This window comes from Ruegeria sp. HKCCA0370 (assembly GCF_013033705.1).
In the GTDB taxonomy this organism is placed as follows: domain Bacteria; phylum Pseudomonadota; class Alphaproteobacteria; order Rhodobacterales; family Rhodobacteraceae; genus Ruegeria.
This window is the reverse complement of record NZ_WQEP01000005.1, coordinates 102255-117419: the sequence shown is the minus strand read 5'-3', so window position 1 is coordinate 117419 and position 15165 is coordinate 102255. Positions and strand designations below refer to the sequence as shown.

Below are 15165 nucleotides of genomic sequence, written 5' to 3'. Positions count from 1 at the left end.
GCTCCGAGTGGCTCTGAAACAGATAAAAACACAGCGCAGACGGCTGGCGGACGAGGTTTATGATCAGTTGGTCGAAGCCATAATGAGCCGCGAGATCTCTGCCGAAGATCGATTGGTTCAGGAAAAGCTGGCAGCGGAACTGAACATCAGCCGCACCCCGGTTCGCGAAGCCCTGATGCGGCTGGAAACCGAAGGGGTTCTGGAAGTCGCCGCAAGCGGTGGTTTCCGGCTGGCACGCATGGATCAAGCCGAAGTCCGGCAACTGTATCAGGCCCGCGCCGCGATCGAAGGTCAGGCCGCCCGGATTCTTGCGGCCCACGCAGACCCCGCGGTTCTGGAGGGTTTGCGCGAGCTGATTCGTCGTGAGGAAAACCTGACCAACCCTACGACGCGCGACTATTTCATTGCCAACCGGCGCATTCATCGCGCCTTCATGGTTGAAGCGGGAAACAAGTTCCTGCTGGACATGTTCGACATGATCTGGGGCAAGGCCATGGCCTTTCACCTGTTTTCCGCAATCGAAAATGTCGATATCTCACAGTCTCTGGGTGATCATCAGGCGCTTGTCGACGCGATTGAAACCGGAGACGTGACAGAAGCACTGGAAACCTTTACCGCCCATATTCAGGCCGGGTTCGATTTGCAGATCGAGGGGCTGAAAGAAGCGGACAACGGCTGACGCACAGGACCATAGGCAAAGCGGACCGCGCCGGTTCGCCTGACTGAAACCGGCTCATGCATCGTGTGCAATGCCATCAAGGTATCCGCGCGCTGTTCTGACGGCTTCATGACAAAACGGTCATTTTCGTATATTATTGAAATCTCTCATTACAAAGACGCTCCGATTCCATCGGAGTTGATATTTGAACGACACGTTTTTCCACAGGCGGTCCCAAGTCGACTATTCGACCACCTCAGATTCCGGAGAGAGAAATGAGTGCTGACGAAAACGACAATCGCAAAGAACACGAATACACCGAAAGCGAAAAGACAGATCCGGAATGCCGGTCTGTCGATGACAGGCTGACCGCGATCGAGCAGCGCCTCGACCAGTTGATGCGCGTCATGGAACCAGGCCCGGAAGACAGGCTGGAAACCGTCGAACATCGCGTGGACGCGCTTTTGACATCCATCGAATCCCTGGGCGAGCTGGGTAATCATTCTTCTGATTTCAACCCCACGTCCACCGGTCCTGCCTTCGGCTTCGTTGACGCCGGCAGCGTTGGCGCTCCGACGCGCCGCACGTTCAGCTGGGCCAAAAATTGCTGCAAGAACTGGTGCAGCATCCGTGCCAGCAGCAAAGGGTGCCATCCAAACGCCTGCTGAATGACAAATCCCGTTTGGCGGGGAAGATTGTTTTGCCCATGTCTATTTCGACAACGCGGATTGATGCGGCAATACAGTCCATTGCAGGGTCGATTGTTGCGGCCCCGATCAGAACTGATGCAATCGGACTGGGAAGCGCCGTCGCCGGAGAGGCGCTGGCATTGTTGGCGGCAGACAATTTTCTGAATGATGATCGCGTGCGATCCGCCGCGTCACGTCGCCTTGCGACCATTTGGGCTTGCGACCGAGACCTGCGCGGAGCCCCTGTTTCTCTGTTCGATGGCCGCGCCGGCCTTGGGTTGCTGGCCTGTCATGCTCTGGACGCCAATCCACACGATCCCGAAGCGCAACTGGCGCTTGACCGTGCCCTGCGTTCGGTTGCGCAACGCCTTCTCGAAGCCCCCTGGATGGGGCACTTCGATCACGTGTCCGGTCTTGCGGGTATATCCGTATTTCTGTGCGAACCGAAATCCCGGACGGCCCGTCTTGGGGGAAAGTCGCTGTGCCTGCGTTTGTCAGAGGAGCTTTGGAGGCACTCGGCACGAACAGAACGGGGGCTTGCGTGGACAGAACCTTTTTCCTCACCGGAAGACGAGACCGGCCCCCTGAAAACAACGCGGTACCTCGTCAACATGGGGCTGGCGCATGGTTCTCCCGGCGCCGTTCTGGCTCTGGCCCGCCTGGGTCGGCGGCACGCGTTCACGCCACGACACATCGAAGACCTCAAAGACGCGGTCCTGTTTCTGCTTTCGCACCAGGGCGCGTTTTCAGACAGCGGCCTGTCATCCTGCTTTCCCTGCATGTCAGCGCTCAGTCATGCCTGGGAGGTACCGTCACGTCTTGCGTGGTGTTATGGCGACCTTGGCATCATATACACCGCGCTCGCGGCGGCGAGGCTGGTGGGTATGGAGGACGAAATACGCGATGTCGCATCGCGGGTTCTGATATCCTGCGTCGACAGACCTTTTCATGAGACGGGTATCAATGACGGCGGGCTGTGCCATGGCGATGCCGGAATTGTGGTGATGGCCCTTGCCATTCGATCGCTTTATTCCAAAGCTGACGTCGATCCTCTGATTGAAAAGCACGCCGAACGGCTTTTGTCCCTCGTTGAACGGGAATTGAGCCCGAACGGGCTTCCCGCGATCGGCGCAGGCTGGAAGACGTTTCAATCGACGGATCTTTTGACCGGGTCGAGCGGCGTTTTGTTGGCACTGCTTGCCCTAAGTGACCCGGGTTACCTCGGATATCTGAAGTTCATGGGGCTGGATATTGAACAGAATGTCCACTGCCCGTCCCATCCGGAACCGCACAGCTCTCGTCCGTTCCTCGGAATTCGTGTATGTACGCGTTCACCGAAGCACGATCTTGGCGGAGTCACAAAAAGCACCCGAAAAAAGGATCTGGAAAAGCGTGCTTCAGATTTAATTCGCGATCCGTCCTTTGCCTTGTCGTTGTTCATAGCACGACCCGGGTTTTTCTCGAAGGTCATGCGGGAAATCGAGAAAGGCGAAGGCCTCTCCCCCGCAGTCCTCGGCACATTGTATCGGTTTGTTTACAGAATGTGTTTTCGCCCGACGCCGTTCGGCGCATTCGCGGCAGTGGGCACGGCAATACCTGTTGCAGGCAAGGACATCGTCACCGTGGCAGACCACCATCTGGATATGGATCTGGACTGTGGGTTTTTGTCCCATATTGCCGCCGGACTCGCCGAGACGCAAAGAACGAGGGTGCGATGCAATCCATCGGCCTGGTGGGAACAGGACGTTCTGCACTGGATAACCAACGGTAATCTCGACGGGCCCTGGAACCACGAACAGATCATTGCAGCGGCGGATTCCGATCTGGCAGAGTTCATCTTTGATGTCGATTCCGTCCCGATTTCCGATCTGGAAACGGCCCTCAAAGACCGCCCTTTCAAATCTGCCGTGACAATCTCGGATCTATGTCGGTCCGAGGCTCTGATTCCACAGAAAGACCCAATACTTCTGGGGCATGACGCAACCGCCAGAACCCTGAAGCGGCTGGAAAGAGATATGACCGCCCGTCAAAAGAGAGGCTTGGCGGCGCTCGGGCATGCTCTTGATGCCGCGCGTGAAACCCCTTCGATGATCGCGTTAAAGCAACTGGGGCGAACAGCTGACTCTTTCGCCCCGAGTTGGAGAGGTGATTTTCTGCATGTCGATGCGCATTGCGTCGGCACGTTGGAAACTCCACTGCGCGCGGTGCAGGCACTGACCGACGCATGGAACATTTTGGAAAAGATCGGCTTTCGCGTGCCAAAGCCAAACCGTTTTCTGGAATTTGAACGGCGTTTCCTTGACCGATACGGTGACCGCGCCGTATTGCTGGGTCAGGCCGTGGATGCCGAAAGCGGGCTTGCATATCTCGGCATGCCGCTGCGAATGGATTTCGTTACAGGTACGGAGTCGTCAAGTGACGCCCCCAGGCAAAACCTTCAGGAATTTCCTCTGGAACCCGATTGGGACGCGCGCAAGTGGGTGCTTTGCGCGCAGGATATCGAGATCCTGCATGCCCGCAACACGGACCAGCCCCCTTTCGCCATCCAGGACGGCGTTCTTCTGAGCAAGGTAGGACGCAGTTCCGGGCACAACCCCGTCTGGACGGCCTATCCGGAAGGAATTTTTCCGGGCGGGCCCAAGGCGATTTTCGGCCGTTTCTCAAGGCGAAATCAGTTGATCGCAGACGCGTTGATGCAACACAGCCCCACGCGTGAAGAGGATTCGACAATTGTCGAAGCAGACATCCTGTGCGCCACGGACCCCCGGTCATCAAACATCCTGAGGCGCGCCAGCCTTTCCCGGTATGTCATCGAGATCCTCGGCGACAGCGGGTTACCGTCCGAACAGAGGATTCCGCTGCACGATCTGTGGATTCGTCACGATGGCAGTCGGCTCCGGCTGTTCTGGGGCAGCCAAGGCGTCGAGGTCATTCCACAGCTGCATGCTGCGCACCAAAGCCCTCCCGGGGCGCCCGCTGTCTATCTTCTGCTCATCGACATCGCCATGCACATGCGGCAACCGTCGGTGATCTGGTCGTGGCAATCGCAAAGCAATCGGAACCGGCTGCCCAGGGTCTGTGCTGGAAATGTGGTCCTTGCACCGCAACGGTGGCGGCTTTGTATCCCGACAGAGGTGGTCAGGTCAGGCAAAGCGGAATTCTGGCTGGAAGCAAACCGACAAAAACTGGAATTGCCGCGATATGTGGCCCCTACGGATGAGGCCAGCGACATGGCCACGCCATGGGATCTGGACAACCCTTTTTCCACTGCCAACCTGATCAAGACGTTGAAAAAAGGGCCGCTTTCGATCTGCGAGTACCTTCCGGCGCCCGAGGATTGGTGGATCGACTCGCCGCATGGTCGATTGGCCTCTGAACTGGTTTATGCCCCAGCAAAGCCCGTTGATACGTCCTTTGTCGAATACGATGCCAACCCGACCGCATGGCAACCGCTGGGGCACGGCACTGATGAGGCCGGATCATGGTTGTATCTGCGGCTTTTCGGGGATGCCATAAAGCTGGAACAGTTCCTGAAACTGCAATCGAACAGGTTGACGCTTTGGCAGAAACGCAACCTGATCGAGAACTGGTTCTTCGTAAGATATGCAGACCCGGAACTTGAACTGCGCCTCCGCATCAAGTTTTCAAACGATCATGACAGAGTTCTGAGGAACCGGGTGCTTGTTCACTTGCAGAAAACGGCCGGTGGATTGGTGGACAGGTTTCTTGTTGACGAATACCTGCCTGAAACGGCGCGCTACGGCGGAGAACTGGGGCTCGGCGCATGCGAGAGGATATTCGGCGCCGACTCGATCACTGCGCTTGACGTACTCAACGATCCGAAGATCAGCCGGTCCAGACGGTGGATGGCGTCAGCCGCCAGTATCGATGCCCTGTTCGAAGATTTGGAACTGCCCACAGGTGTTCGGCTGGCGATCTCCGAGCGCTGTTCACAAAACTACGGGGGCGGCCCGGCGTCGCGCCGGATTGCGCGTCGTGCTACTGGAAAGGAATGGAAAAGTGCATGCGTTGTTCTGAGTGAACTCGGTGTAGGCAAAGGCATTCATTCGCGGCCATCGCGCTGGAACGCTCGTGCGGCCAGGCTTTATCCGGATATTGGACGCCTTCAGCGAGAAGAACAGGATGGCCGGTTGGGAAACAGCTTGGCCGACCTTCTGGGAAGCCTCGCTCATATGTCCATCAACCGGATCCTCCACTGGGGAACCGCCGCGGAAGAGGCGGTCATCCACGAGGCGCTGTGTCGACATTATCGAACCAAATTGAACCACGGGTGGAAATCGCCCTAGGCGGCATGCTCATGGCAGCCGGTTGGAACCTGAACCCTCCGTCCGAAACATGGGCTGTCCACACATACCCCCTGCCCCTGAGTGAAGCATCCGGCGCATGAGGTAAGGAAACGTGGATCACTGCGCTTTTGACCGACAGCGGGACACCTCGGAACCTGGATCACACTTTTACAGCACGCGGCGTTTTGGGACCTGTCGACTTACCGCGTAACCTGCAAGCGCCGAAAGCGATTTTGCCACGCCGCCCCGTGGCACGGGGCTTAGCGCCGCTATTGCCTGATCGCGGTATTCTTCGGGCAATTGCTGCCTCTTGATATGGCGCGTGGCCGGAGAAAGCTCTGCCAAAAACCGCGCTGGGTCGCGGTGACTGAGGAAAGCACGGGCCGCTGCGCCCCCCGTTTGCCGCTGGGCTGCCTCGAGAACAGGCACGCTGAACAGGCCGCTCGAGAGGTCTGACGCAAATGGGGTGCTGCCCGGGGGGCGGTCCAGGGCAAGTTCATCCTCGGTCAGCAGGTAAGCCAGGCCAAGATTCTCGCCATAGTCGCGAAGGGCACCTGACAGATCGTTTTGTTCGGCAAGCATCGCACCGAGTTCGCAAGGCAGTCGGAAGAATGCAGCCATGCATTGCCGCATCTGCGCGATGCGCTTTTTGACAGCCATATCCGGGTGCCATGCAGTCCGAAGCTCGGACACTCGGCCTTCACAGGCCGAGGCCATGGCGCTCAGGATTGATGGCACCAGATCCGGGCAGTCCCGTGCGCCGACTTCGTGCGCCTTCGCCAAAAGGTAATCACCTGTGAGTATCCCAAGCTTGTCGCCCCAGTTGGCCGTGGCGTCGGCTGTTGCGGCCGCAGCCTCGATCCCTCGAATGCCGCTTTGGGCAAGAAACCCCAGATACGCGAGCTCCAGCGCCGTGGCCGCGGCACGACGTCGTTTTGCCTCAACATCACCCAGATAGGACGTCAGCAAAAGCAACAGCGAAGGTCGAAACGCAACCATGTCAGCCCGCTTGCCCGCGAAGGACATGCGCGTCAGAAACGGCCAATCGGTGCGTACGATGTGATTGAGGCGCGCACCCACATCGCGCAGGTCGTCCCCAAGCGGCATCTCGGGCACTCGCACAAGGGGCGACACATCGTCCAACATGGCGCTTTCCACATCACCGCCAGTGCCTTCAGGCACCAAAACGGCGCGGCGCAGCATGTTGTGGACCGGCTTTTCGCTTTCGAACGTATCGTCCAACACGCGCCAGATGAACTCGTATCGGCGGCTTGCGCGGTTCCCGAGCGTGAAGTACCCGGCAAAGCGATCCCCCAGCAGAAGCGCATAGTCTTCCGCCGCCACCCAGGGGCCTGCCCCGGTGCGGAGGCACCGATCAGTGGTTTGCGCCGCAAGCGCACCGGATTCCAGCGCAAAGCTAATTCCTTCGCCTGTAAACGGGCTGATAAGACCGGCGGCGTCCCCAACCAGCAACAGACCCGAATGGGCGGCGCGTTCCGGTGCGAAATCGAATCTCAGCGGTGCCCCCAAGGTCATGCCGGACAACTGAATGCCCGAATATTCCGGATAATCCTTGCGGAGCACGTCCAGAAATTGATCGAACAATGTCCTGACATTGGCATCAAACGCCCTGCAAAACAGCCCGACACCGACATTTGCAGTTCCCTTCCCCGTTGGGAACGCCCAGCCATAGGACGGCAACAAATACCGGTCCGTAACATCAGTCAACGGCAGCATTATTTCCAGCAGTGGCGGAGTGTCTCCGCAGCCATCGACATAACCGCGAAGCGCGGTGCCATAGCCTTGTTCCGGTGTTTCCCGCAATCCCGCTGCTTTCGCCAATCGAGACGCGGCCCCGTCTGCGGCGATGACAATGTACCCGGTCAGAACCGCTGTCGTGCCATCCTGCATCCGAGCGGTGACACCTGTGACAGTCCCGCTTTCATCCGTTACCAGATCGTCGGCGCGGCATTTCGGCAAGAAAGCCGCTCCTTCCGCGCGGGCCTGACGCAAAAGACAGTCATCCAGTATCAAACGGGGTACAACCAGCCCATAGTCGTCTTCTCCCTCGTATCGAAAATCCCGGTGGCCCCTGTTGCGCATATGGACACGCACACCTTCGACCTCCTGCTGATCTGTAAGCGCAGGTAGAATACCGAGACGTTTCAGCTGAGAGATACCGGACCGGGTGATCCCGTCTCCACAGCTTTTGTCCCGAGGGAAATCCTCACGGTCGATCAGAATGACCTTTCGACCTCTCCGCGTCAGCTCGATGGCGGCAGCGCTGCCGCCGGGCCCCGCACCGACAATGACGGCGTCCCATGTCTCGACCGCGGCCTCCGCAGGTGTCGCAAACGGCAGATCCTCGGCAAAAGGGCCGTAACCGTCCATGTCAGGCCCTCCTTTCGACCGAAAGCCGGGCGAGGTTTGCCAGCGAGGCGCGCAGCACATGATCATCCAGCCCCGAGATGACCTGTACGGCCGCTTCGGATTTGTCCCGCGCCAACTGTTCCGTGGCTTCAATCGCGCCCGAATTGCGAATGATTTCCACAGCACGCGAAATATCCGCATCCTGCATTTCAGCCAGCCTCAACCTGGCCCGCAATTCATCGGCGGCCTGTCCGTTCTGACCCAGGCACAGGAGCACCGGCATCGTATAGGCCCCTTCGCGCAGATCAGAGGCGGACCCTTTTCCAAGCTCCACGCTGCTTGCAATGTAGTCTAGAACATCGTCGCGCAGCTGAAATGCAAGGCCGAGGCACTTTGAATAGGTGATCAGTGCGTCTCGATCCTGATCACTTACGTCCGCCAACATCGCCCCCAACGATGCGGCGAGAACAAACAGCTCGGCCGTCTTGCCCTCGAGCATTTCAAGATGCTCTTCAATGGTCCAATCGGCGTTGTAGGCGTTTTCGGCTTCGCGCAACTGCCCCAGACACAGCGCAGCGCAGTGTTTGCCAGCCAGCTCAGAGGCCTTTGGGCTGATGGACTCCAACAGGTTTATTGCACGGGCCAGAATGAATGTTCCGGCGAAGCTGGCGATGGGCGAAGACCAGCGACGGTTCACGCTTTCCGCTCCACGCCGAAGTTCGGCCCGGTCCATGACGTCGTCATGATAGAGCGACGCCACATGGATCATTTCGACAGCCGCCGCCGCCTGAATTGCGCGGTTGCGGCCTTCTGTGTCGGTTAGGTTACGCGCGGTAAGCAGCAGAAGAATTGGCCGCAACCGTTTCCCGCCAGCCCCGATAAGCCAGTGGGCTATCTCTTCGAATCCCGGCTGGTCCGAGGCGACGGCATCCAACATGGATGCTTCAACCTGGGGTATCGTGGCCCGGACCTGTTCGTCTTGCAACCAGTCAGACATCCGCAATCTTGCGGAACTGCGCCAGCGTCTTCTGCAAACGCTTCGACCTGAGCGCCGCTTCGGAGTTCCTGATGAAACTGTCGTAGCCCTCGTGCAATGCTGCGGACTCGGCGCGAACGACAATCTCACCACGGTGGAAAGCGTCCATTACGGTCATCCTGCCTTCGGATATGGCCACAAGTGCTTCCGGTGAAATCGCGCCGACGCCCCGGCCTTTCCCTTTGCGCTTTTGGCTCGGGTTGATGAGAACTTCACCGCTCATCACCGAAACGTCGACCGACCCCATACCAAAAACACCAACCGTTGCACTGGCGCCCTCGTACTGCTTGACCAGTTCAGCATATTCCTTCTTGGCGTCCGCCTTGAAACCCGCCAAAGCATCTTCGGCCAGTTTTTCGACTGCCTTTGCACCCTCTTCCGGCTGCATCCGCTGTTCATAGTCTGCCACGTTCGTATCCTCCGTTCAAAAATATCCAAATCAGACCGAGCCGACCGCCGCCCGAGCATCCACACGCCCGGCGCCCTGCTGCGTGGTCGGTGCGCCGATATCGACGGCGGTGGCCATGAGAACTGCCTTGATGTCAGCCGGCAGCAGTGTCGGGTTTCGCTGCAACATCAGCGCCGCGACCCCTGCGACATGGGGGCAGGCCATCGAGGTGCCGCTGGCCTCGAGATGAAGCGGATCTATCACCGTCGCGCCGCCATTCATGTCATTGCCGGTCGCCGATCGCGATGCCACGATATCCACGCCGGGGGCGGTGACATCCGGTTTGTCGCGTCCATCCGGCGTTGGTCCGGGACTGGAGAAACCGGCCATGTTGTCGCTGTCATCGCTTGCGCCGACGGTAATCACGCTCTGCGCAATACCCGGACAGCGAATGCGCGTGTCATAAGTGCCGCAACTGTCATTGCCCTCGTTGCCCGCGGCCACCACAAAGGTCACCCCGGCGGTCGAAGCCGCATCAGCGGCGACACATAAAACGCATGTTCCGTCCGGATCGACCCAATTGCCGTTTCTGTGGGAAAAGCCCCAGGAATTGGAAAGAACATCCATCCCGTCTGCTACGGCCTGTTGGATTGCCGCAACGCAGTTGGGAGCGTTCCCGCTGCCAAACTGATCCAGCAGCTTGTAGTCGTGGATGACCGCCCCCGTGGCGACACCACGGAACGTCGCGCCGTTGCTGGCGACAACGCCTGCGCAATGCGTACCGTGCCCGTTCAAGTCGCCCAACCCCTCGCCGGTAAAATCCTGTTGGGTGCCGAAATTCCCGGCAAGTTCGGGATGTGTCTGGTCCACGCCCGTATCCAGAACGGCAACATCCACTTCGGCACCGTTGATCCCGCTGGCTTCCACGACATCGGCATTGATCAGCGGACGGCTGTTATCCAGGTCGACCAGGATCTGGTTTTTGCAATGAGCCATCTTCAGGACATCGGCGCGCCCTGCGATATCCGTAATGCGCTGATCATCGGCAAGGACAACCAGACTGTGAGTCAGCCAAAACGACCGCTCGACTTCAATCCCCCGCTCTTCAAAGCTTTTGGCGATTTTGCCCACCACGTCTTCACCATGGCGTCGGTGTTGCATGATCGAACGGCGGCGCTGGCGCCGGTCGAACGCACGGGGCGGGCGATCCGGCGATGCCCTGCCGCTGCGCAGCGAGACCAGCACGCGATGCCGGGGAAGCTGGGCGGTTTCCGTTTGGCCAAGCAGGGCGTTCAGGCGCGCCTCTTTTCGGTTGGCCAAGAGGTCGCGCAAGATAATGCTGTCCATCTTCGAAATGGACTCGCTGCCAAACTCGGCACGAAGCTTCTCGATTTCACGACGTTCCGCTCTTTCGAAGCGATCAACGTGTTCCCGGCTTAACTCGGACATTTCGTGCTCCTTTAGATCATGGTCTTATGGGGTTTTCAGGAATGGCCTGACGTTTGGTGGAATGGGTGATCATCACCACGGAAGGATCGTTGGCCATTGTCGCGATGGCCCCGGGCGAAAGTTCAACGGCAACACTGTCTATCAGCCACAGTTCGGCAATCCCGTCACCGCCCAGGTTTTCCAGGGTACCGACCAGGGGCCGTGTGCGTCGGCGGAAATAATCTTCGCGTGCCTTCGTTTCGGCGCGCCGGAAAGAGGGCGCATTGCCTTCGGTGTCTGGCGCCAAGCGCAATATGACCTGCACCGAGTTCCCATCATCGCCGTCTGTTGCGGCCTTCGCCAATTCCGATTGCAGCTGCGTGTCCAGCTTGCCCCAAGCCGCCTCGGACAGGCCGAACGGATGGGGGCTGTTGGTTTCGGTCAAGGTTCTGTCCTCCGTGGTCGTCCTTGCACTGAACATGGCCGGTGCGACGGCACGATCGAAGCGCGGATTCACGACAATGCCGGGCCCCGGTTCAGGCTCTGCCGAGGGCGTACTGCGCGGGTGTTCCGGCCGGAAACACAGTTCGATCAACGCCGCTTCCTGCGCGCGCATGGCGAGGGTCATCATACCGCTCGCCTGAATCTCGATGACCTGTACCCCCTGCTGCTGCGTTCCTGTCTGGGTCGTCAGGACATTGCCCGCCGCATCAAGCGCGATGATCGTTATGGGCTTTCCGCCAGCAAAGCTCAGCTTGAGGCGGGCCCAGTCAGCAACGACCGGCAGATGGGCAAAGACACCGGCGATGGAAAGCAACAGTTTGGGTGTGCCTTGCGGCTGGAACCCGCCAATGATCTGAAGAACGCTGCCCTTGGTCGGCAGGAACCGCACACCGCCGACGTTCAATACCGGATGGCGGGAAGGCAGTTTCTGGCCGCGAAAATCAATGCAACGTTCACGCGGGGGAATTTCCGGATCGGGCTTCGGCTGCTCCGGACAATGCGGCTGAATCGCGATGAAAGCGCAATCATCAATATAGCCAAGCGCATCGTTGCGCGGATCATCTCCACTGAACTCCAGAAATACCGTCACGGCTTCGGCTTCCGCCGTCACGCGGCCCCGCAATTGCCGCCAGGCACCGTCCAGATCGCCGGTCCACCATTCCACCCAGGGCGCCCGCGGATCATCACCACCGCGCGGATCCAACCCCAAAGCATAGCCGCCTGCGTCGCCAGCCTCCTTCGCGAACCAACACGAGAACTCATAATCCCATCCCGGGTTTGAGCCCAGCGATTGCCACAGCCCGACACGAAGGCCGCGCTGTGCGATGACCCGTTGGGACCTGTCCCCGGTCCGGACGATGCAACCTTCGCAGTCAAAGGCATCGGCGGGGATCGGGGCCAATTGCGGAACGGGATTTCCCTTTCCGGCGTGAAAGGCTGCCAAGTCGGTCAGCCATGCATAGGGTGTCCAGAACCGACCGACATTGCCCGCTGGAAGCGAACGGAAACCATCTTCGAAACCGGGGTTCAGCAAATGCACGACCCGGACGGTCAGGTCGTCCTGACCAAAGGCGCCATCGTCATCCATGACGGTACAGACGGCCCGGAAGTCACCACAGTTTTCATAGATATGCGAGGCGGTCGCCGTGCCTTCGGCTGCCGGTGGTTCGTTCGTTTCCTCGATCAGGGCCGTGCGGGGTTCGCTGCAATCGCCGAAATCCCACTTGGCCGTATGCGTGTCGCACCAGCCGGGATCCCGGAAATCGGCGACAAGCGTGATCGGTGTGCAGACATAGGCATAAAGGTCCGGGCCAGCTTCGACCTCGGGCGGAACATTGGTGACGGTGACACGCAAGGTGTCGATGGCCTCGCCGCCGTTGACGTCGCGAATACGCACCGTGACGGTGTATTCGCCATTGTCGCACCAGGCATGGGTCACGGTCGACGTGCCTGTCGCCGCAGGAGGAGCATTGGTTTCAGAAATCACGCCGGGTTTGGGCGCGCGGTGATCACCGAAATACCACATGGACTCGTGGGTGTCGGGGTATTCGACATCTCGGAACCGTGCGACCAGAGTGACCTCTTCACCCTCCTGCACCGTCAGATCAGGGCCGGCATCCACTGTCGGCGGCACATTTTCGACGGTAACAAGCGAGAAACTGCGACTGCGCGCGCCACCCGGCTGGTTGATCGTCAGCGCATGTTTTGCGGTGTAGACACCACTTGCAGCATAGACATGCTGAATCGAGGGCAAGACCGCGGCCGGTGTTCCGTCACCCGGCAACCACTCGTACCCCGCGTCAGGATGTTCATTCGCAGCCGCAAGCGACATGGCCGATGCGGCCGCACCCGACCGTGCCCCGCCCGAATCCGCCGGGACGACATCCGTGGCTTCGCAACTGCTTATAACCGTGAAATCTCCGGCAATTTCAAGACCGTCGGTATCAATCACGATCGGGTCAGAGAAAACCGCTTCGACCCGCCCGATCCTGGCAAGGTTCTCCGGCCAGCCGGTGATACCCGTGACCGTATTCGTAACTTCGTCTGACAGGATTTCACTGCCCATGCTTTCGGCAATTCCCCGGACGACAAGGGCCACGATCACAACGACCAATGCGCCCAGAATTCCGAAAGCGCCGAATGACAATATCGCGGCGATTGCCGTCAGCACCCAAAGCAACACGGATTCTTCGGGATCGACATCGCTGTCGATTTCAAAGTGATCCATTTGCTGTCCACCGGTTGGGCCCAACGAACCGTTCGGCTGCCAGCGCAATCCGACATCATTGAAAAAGTCGGCATCCACATCAATACTGCCCAGGATCGCGTCTACGACCGTCACCTTGCCCGATATTCTGATCGCCCCCGCCCTGAGGCTCACGTCCAGATCGGTCAGCCGGACTTCGCGCCCGTCAGGTGTAAAGGTCTTCGGAAGGTCATCATCCGACAATTCGGCTTCGATGCGCGCCGTTTCAATCGATGCTTCGACCTGGGCCGCGCTGATGGCAATTGCAAAATCCCTGTCAGCAGGAATGAAATTGGCAAGCCCGCCTACGTCACCGCCGCCATCATCGTTCAAGGCGATCGCCAGAAACTCGTTTGTCACGCCGACGGTGATGCTGTCGACTTCAAACTCTTCGTCCGTTGCCTCTGGTCCCCAGATGTAAACGAAATCGCGGGCCTCAAGATCCTGATGAAAAAAGTCGCCGATGAATTCTTCGATCTCGGCTACTGTCGGGGCCGCAATTGTAATCTCGCCCAGCCCACTGGCCAATTCCTGCCCCCGCGACACCAGTTCGCTGGATATCTGGGCGTCAAGGTCAATCGCGACCAACGGGATCGCCGCCAGTTGATCACGGTTGTCGATGTAATTGTCACCCTCTGGCCCATATTCCGGACCGGCAGGGTTGATCGCGTCCACGGTAACGGTGGCAGCGTTCAAATCCGTGCGGAATTCCGAACCGACCCGACTGAAAGGTGCCGTGATGTTGATCCGCGTTTCGATCCCCATGGGGTCCTGCGGATTGAAAAAAAGCTGTACCGTCGGCCCAACGACAATGTTGAACATCCGCAGATAAACCGGCAGCGAAATTGTTATGTCACCGCCTGACACGGTGGTTTCAATATCGTGCGCCGCATCCGAGGCGTCGTTGAAGATTTCCGCATGGACATCCGTCGTCAACGCTCCCAAGGCAAATTGCAACTCGGTTTCATCGATGACATGGGGGATGGAGGGAAAGGCCGGATCGATCGGTCCGCCGGGGCCGCCGTTCTCATAAGCTTTGTCCACGAATTCGCTTGCGAACAACTCGATATTGGACGCAATCGGATCGCCGCTGGTCAGCGTGGCGGACACCTGGTTGCGAGGCAGGCCATCCAACAGCCATCCCACATCCTGACGCCCGGGAATTAGACCAATCGGCGCAGCCGCAGCAAGATCGGCCGTCATCGTCAGCATTTGCGCCGATGGAACCGGGGGGTTTTCGATTTCGATCTGGATCAGGACACCAAGTTGAATTTCGGCACCGGTGATGTCCGGGCGCAAGCTGGCGTCCAACTGGTCTTCGGGAATCTGAACCGACCCGTCAGCTACGACAAAACCGCCAAAGGTTTCACCTGCGGGAACATCCATGAATTCGGGAATGCGGCCTTCATCGCCGGGATCATCGTCGCATTCCGCGGACTTCCACGCCCCCCGAATGACCTTTCGCAGGACCTCTTCCGAGGCTTCGACGACAACTTGATATCCTCTTGTATTTGCCATCCTGACGTCCTCGGTGTGACGG

Annotated in this window: 9 protein-coding genes; 4 read left to right on the top strand and 5 right to left on the bottom strand. The window is 59.0% G+C overall.

Features of this window, described 5'->3' with window-relative positions; translation table 11 throughout:
* Nucleotides 1–7: 7 nt before the first annotated feature.
* The 3 genes from GOW31_RS12385 to GOW31_RS12375 all read left to right on the top strand — a co-directional run bounded on the left by GOW31_RS12385 (nucleotide 8) and on the right by GOW31_RS12375 (nucleotide 5654).
* The gene (locus tag GOW31_RS12385; protein WP_152457489.1) at nucleotides 8–679 is read left to right on the top strand and encodes a GntR family transcriptional regulator; all 672 of its coding nucleotides are present in this window, start codon (nucleotides 8–10) and stop codon (nucleotides 677–679) included.
* Nucleotides 680–933: 254 nt separating this feature from the next.
* Nucleotides 934–1326: a hypothetical protein gene (locus tag GOW31_RS12380; RefSeq protein WP_171170450.1), complete on the top strand. Its 393-nt coding sequence runs from the start codon at nucleotides 934–936 to the stop codon at nucleotides 1324–1326.
* A gap of 38 nt (nucleotides 1327–1364) precedes the next feature.
* Nucleotides 1365–5654, top strand: a complete 4290-nt coding sequence (locus GOW31_RS12375; RefSeq protein ID WP_171170448.1) for a thiopeptide-type bacteriocin biosynthesis protein — start codon at nucleotides 1365–1367, stop codon at nucleotides 5652–5654.
* Nucleotides 5655–5822: 168 nt separating this feature from the next.
* Here the strand turns inward: GOW31_RS12375 and GOW31_RS12370 are convergent, their stop codons facing one another.
* Genes GOW31_RS12370 through GOW31_RS12355 form a run of 4 tightly spaced genes read right to left on the bottom strand, consistent with a single transcriptional unit; the run spans nucleotide 5823 to nucleotide 10444 of the window.
* Nucleotides 5823–8045, bottom strand: coding sequence for a geranylgeranyl reductase family protein (locus GOW31_RS12370; protein WP_171170446.1), 2223 nt, complete (start codon nucleotides 8043–8045; stop codon nucleotides 5823–5825).
* A gap of 1 nt (nucleotide 8046) precedes the next feature.
* Nucleotides 8047–9021 carry a polyprenyl synthetase family protein gene (locus GOW31_RS12365; RefSeq protein WP_171170444.1) on the bottom strand — a complete coding sequence of 325 codons (975 nt, stop codon included), beginning with the start codon at nucleotides 9019–9021 and terminating at the stop codon, nucleotides 8047–8049.
* Nucleotides 9014–9469, bottom strand: coding sequence for a hypothetical protein (locus tag GOW31_RS12360; protein ID WP_171170442.1), 456 nt, complete (start codon nucleotides 9467–9469; stop codon nucleotides 9014–9016). Before GOW31_RS12360 ends, GOW31_RS12365 begins: the two co-directional genes overlap by 8 nt.
* Before the next feature lie 30 nt (nucleotides 9470–9499).
* The gene (locus GOW31_RS12355) at nucleotides 9500–10444 is read right to left on the bottom strand and encodes a S8 family serine peptidase (protein ID WP_171119474.1); all 945 of its coding nucleotides are present in this window, start codon (nucleotides 10442–10444) and stop codon (nucleotides 9500–9502) included.
* Between GOW31_RS12355 and GOW31_RS12350 the strand changes: the two genes are divergently transcribed.
* Entirely contained in the window at nucleotides 10436–10888 is a 453-nt protein-coding gene (locus GOW31_RS12350; protein ID WP_171170439.1) for a hypothetical protein, read from the top strand. The genes GOW31_RS12355 and GOW31_RS12350 overlap by 9 nt on opposite strands.
* Before the next feature lie 25 nt (nucleotides 10889–10913).
* On the opposite strand, the gene GOW31_RS12345 is transcribed toward GOW31_RS12350, so the two are convergent.
* Nucleotides 10914–15143, bottom strand: coding sequence for a PKD domain-containing protein (locus tag GOW31_RS12345; protein WP_171170437.1), 4230 nt, complete (start codon nucleotides 15141–15143; stop codon nucleotides 10914–10916).
* Nucleotides 15144–15165 lie beyond the last annotated feature (22 nt).

Bases quoted from the DNA above. Each gene is read 5' to 3' on its own strand.
- GOW31_RS12345 (WP_171170437.1), bottom strand. From the start codon at position 15,143: ATGGCAAATACAAGAGGATATCAAGTTGTCGTCGAAGCCTCGGAAGAG.
- GOW31_RS12365 (WP_171170444.1), bottom strand. From the start codon at position 9,021: ATGTCTGACTGGTTGCAAGACGAACAGGTCCGGGCCACGATACCCCAG.
- GOW31_RS12355 (WP_171119474.1), bottom strand. From the start codon at position 10,444: ATGGCTCATTGCAAAAACCAGATCCTGGTCGACCTGGATAACAGCCGT.
- GOW31_RS12380 (WP_171170450.1), top strand. From the start codon at position 934: ATGAGTGCTGACGAAAACGACAATCGCAAAGAACACGAATACACCGAA.
- GOW31_RS12375 (WP_171170448.1), top strand. From the start codon at position 1,365: ATGTCTATTTCGACAACGCGGATTGATGCGGCAATACAGTCCATTGCA.
- GOW31_RS12370 (WP_171170446.1), bottom strand. From the start codon at position 8,045: ATGGACGGTTACGGCCCTTTTGCCGAGGATCTGCCGTTTGCGACACCT.
- GOW31_RS12350 (WP_171170439.1), top strand. From the start codon at position 10,436: ATGAGCCATCTTCAGGACATCGGCGCGCCCTGCGATATCCGTAATGCG.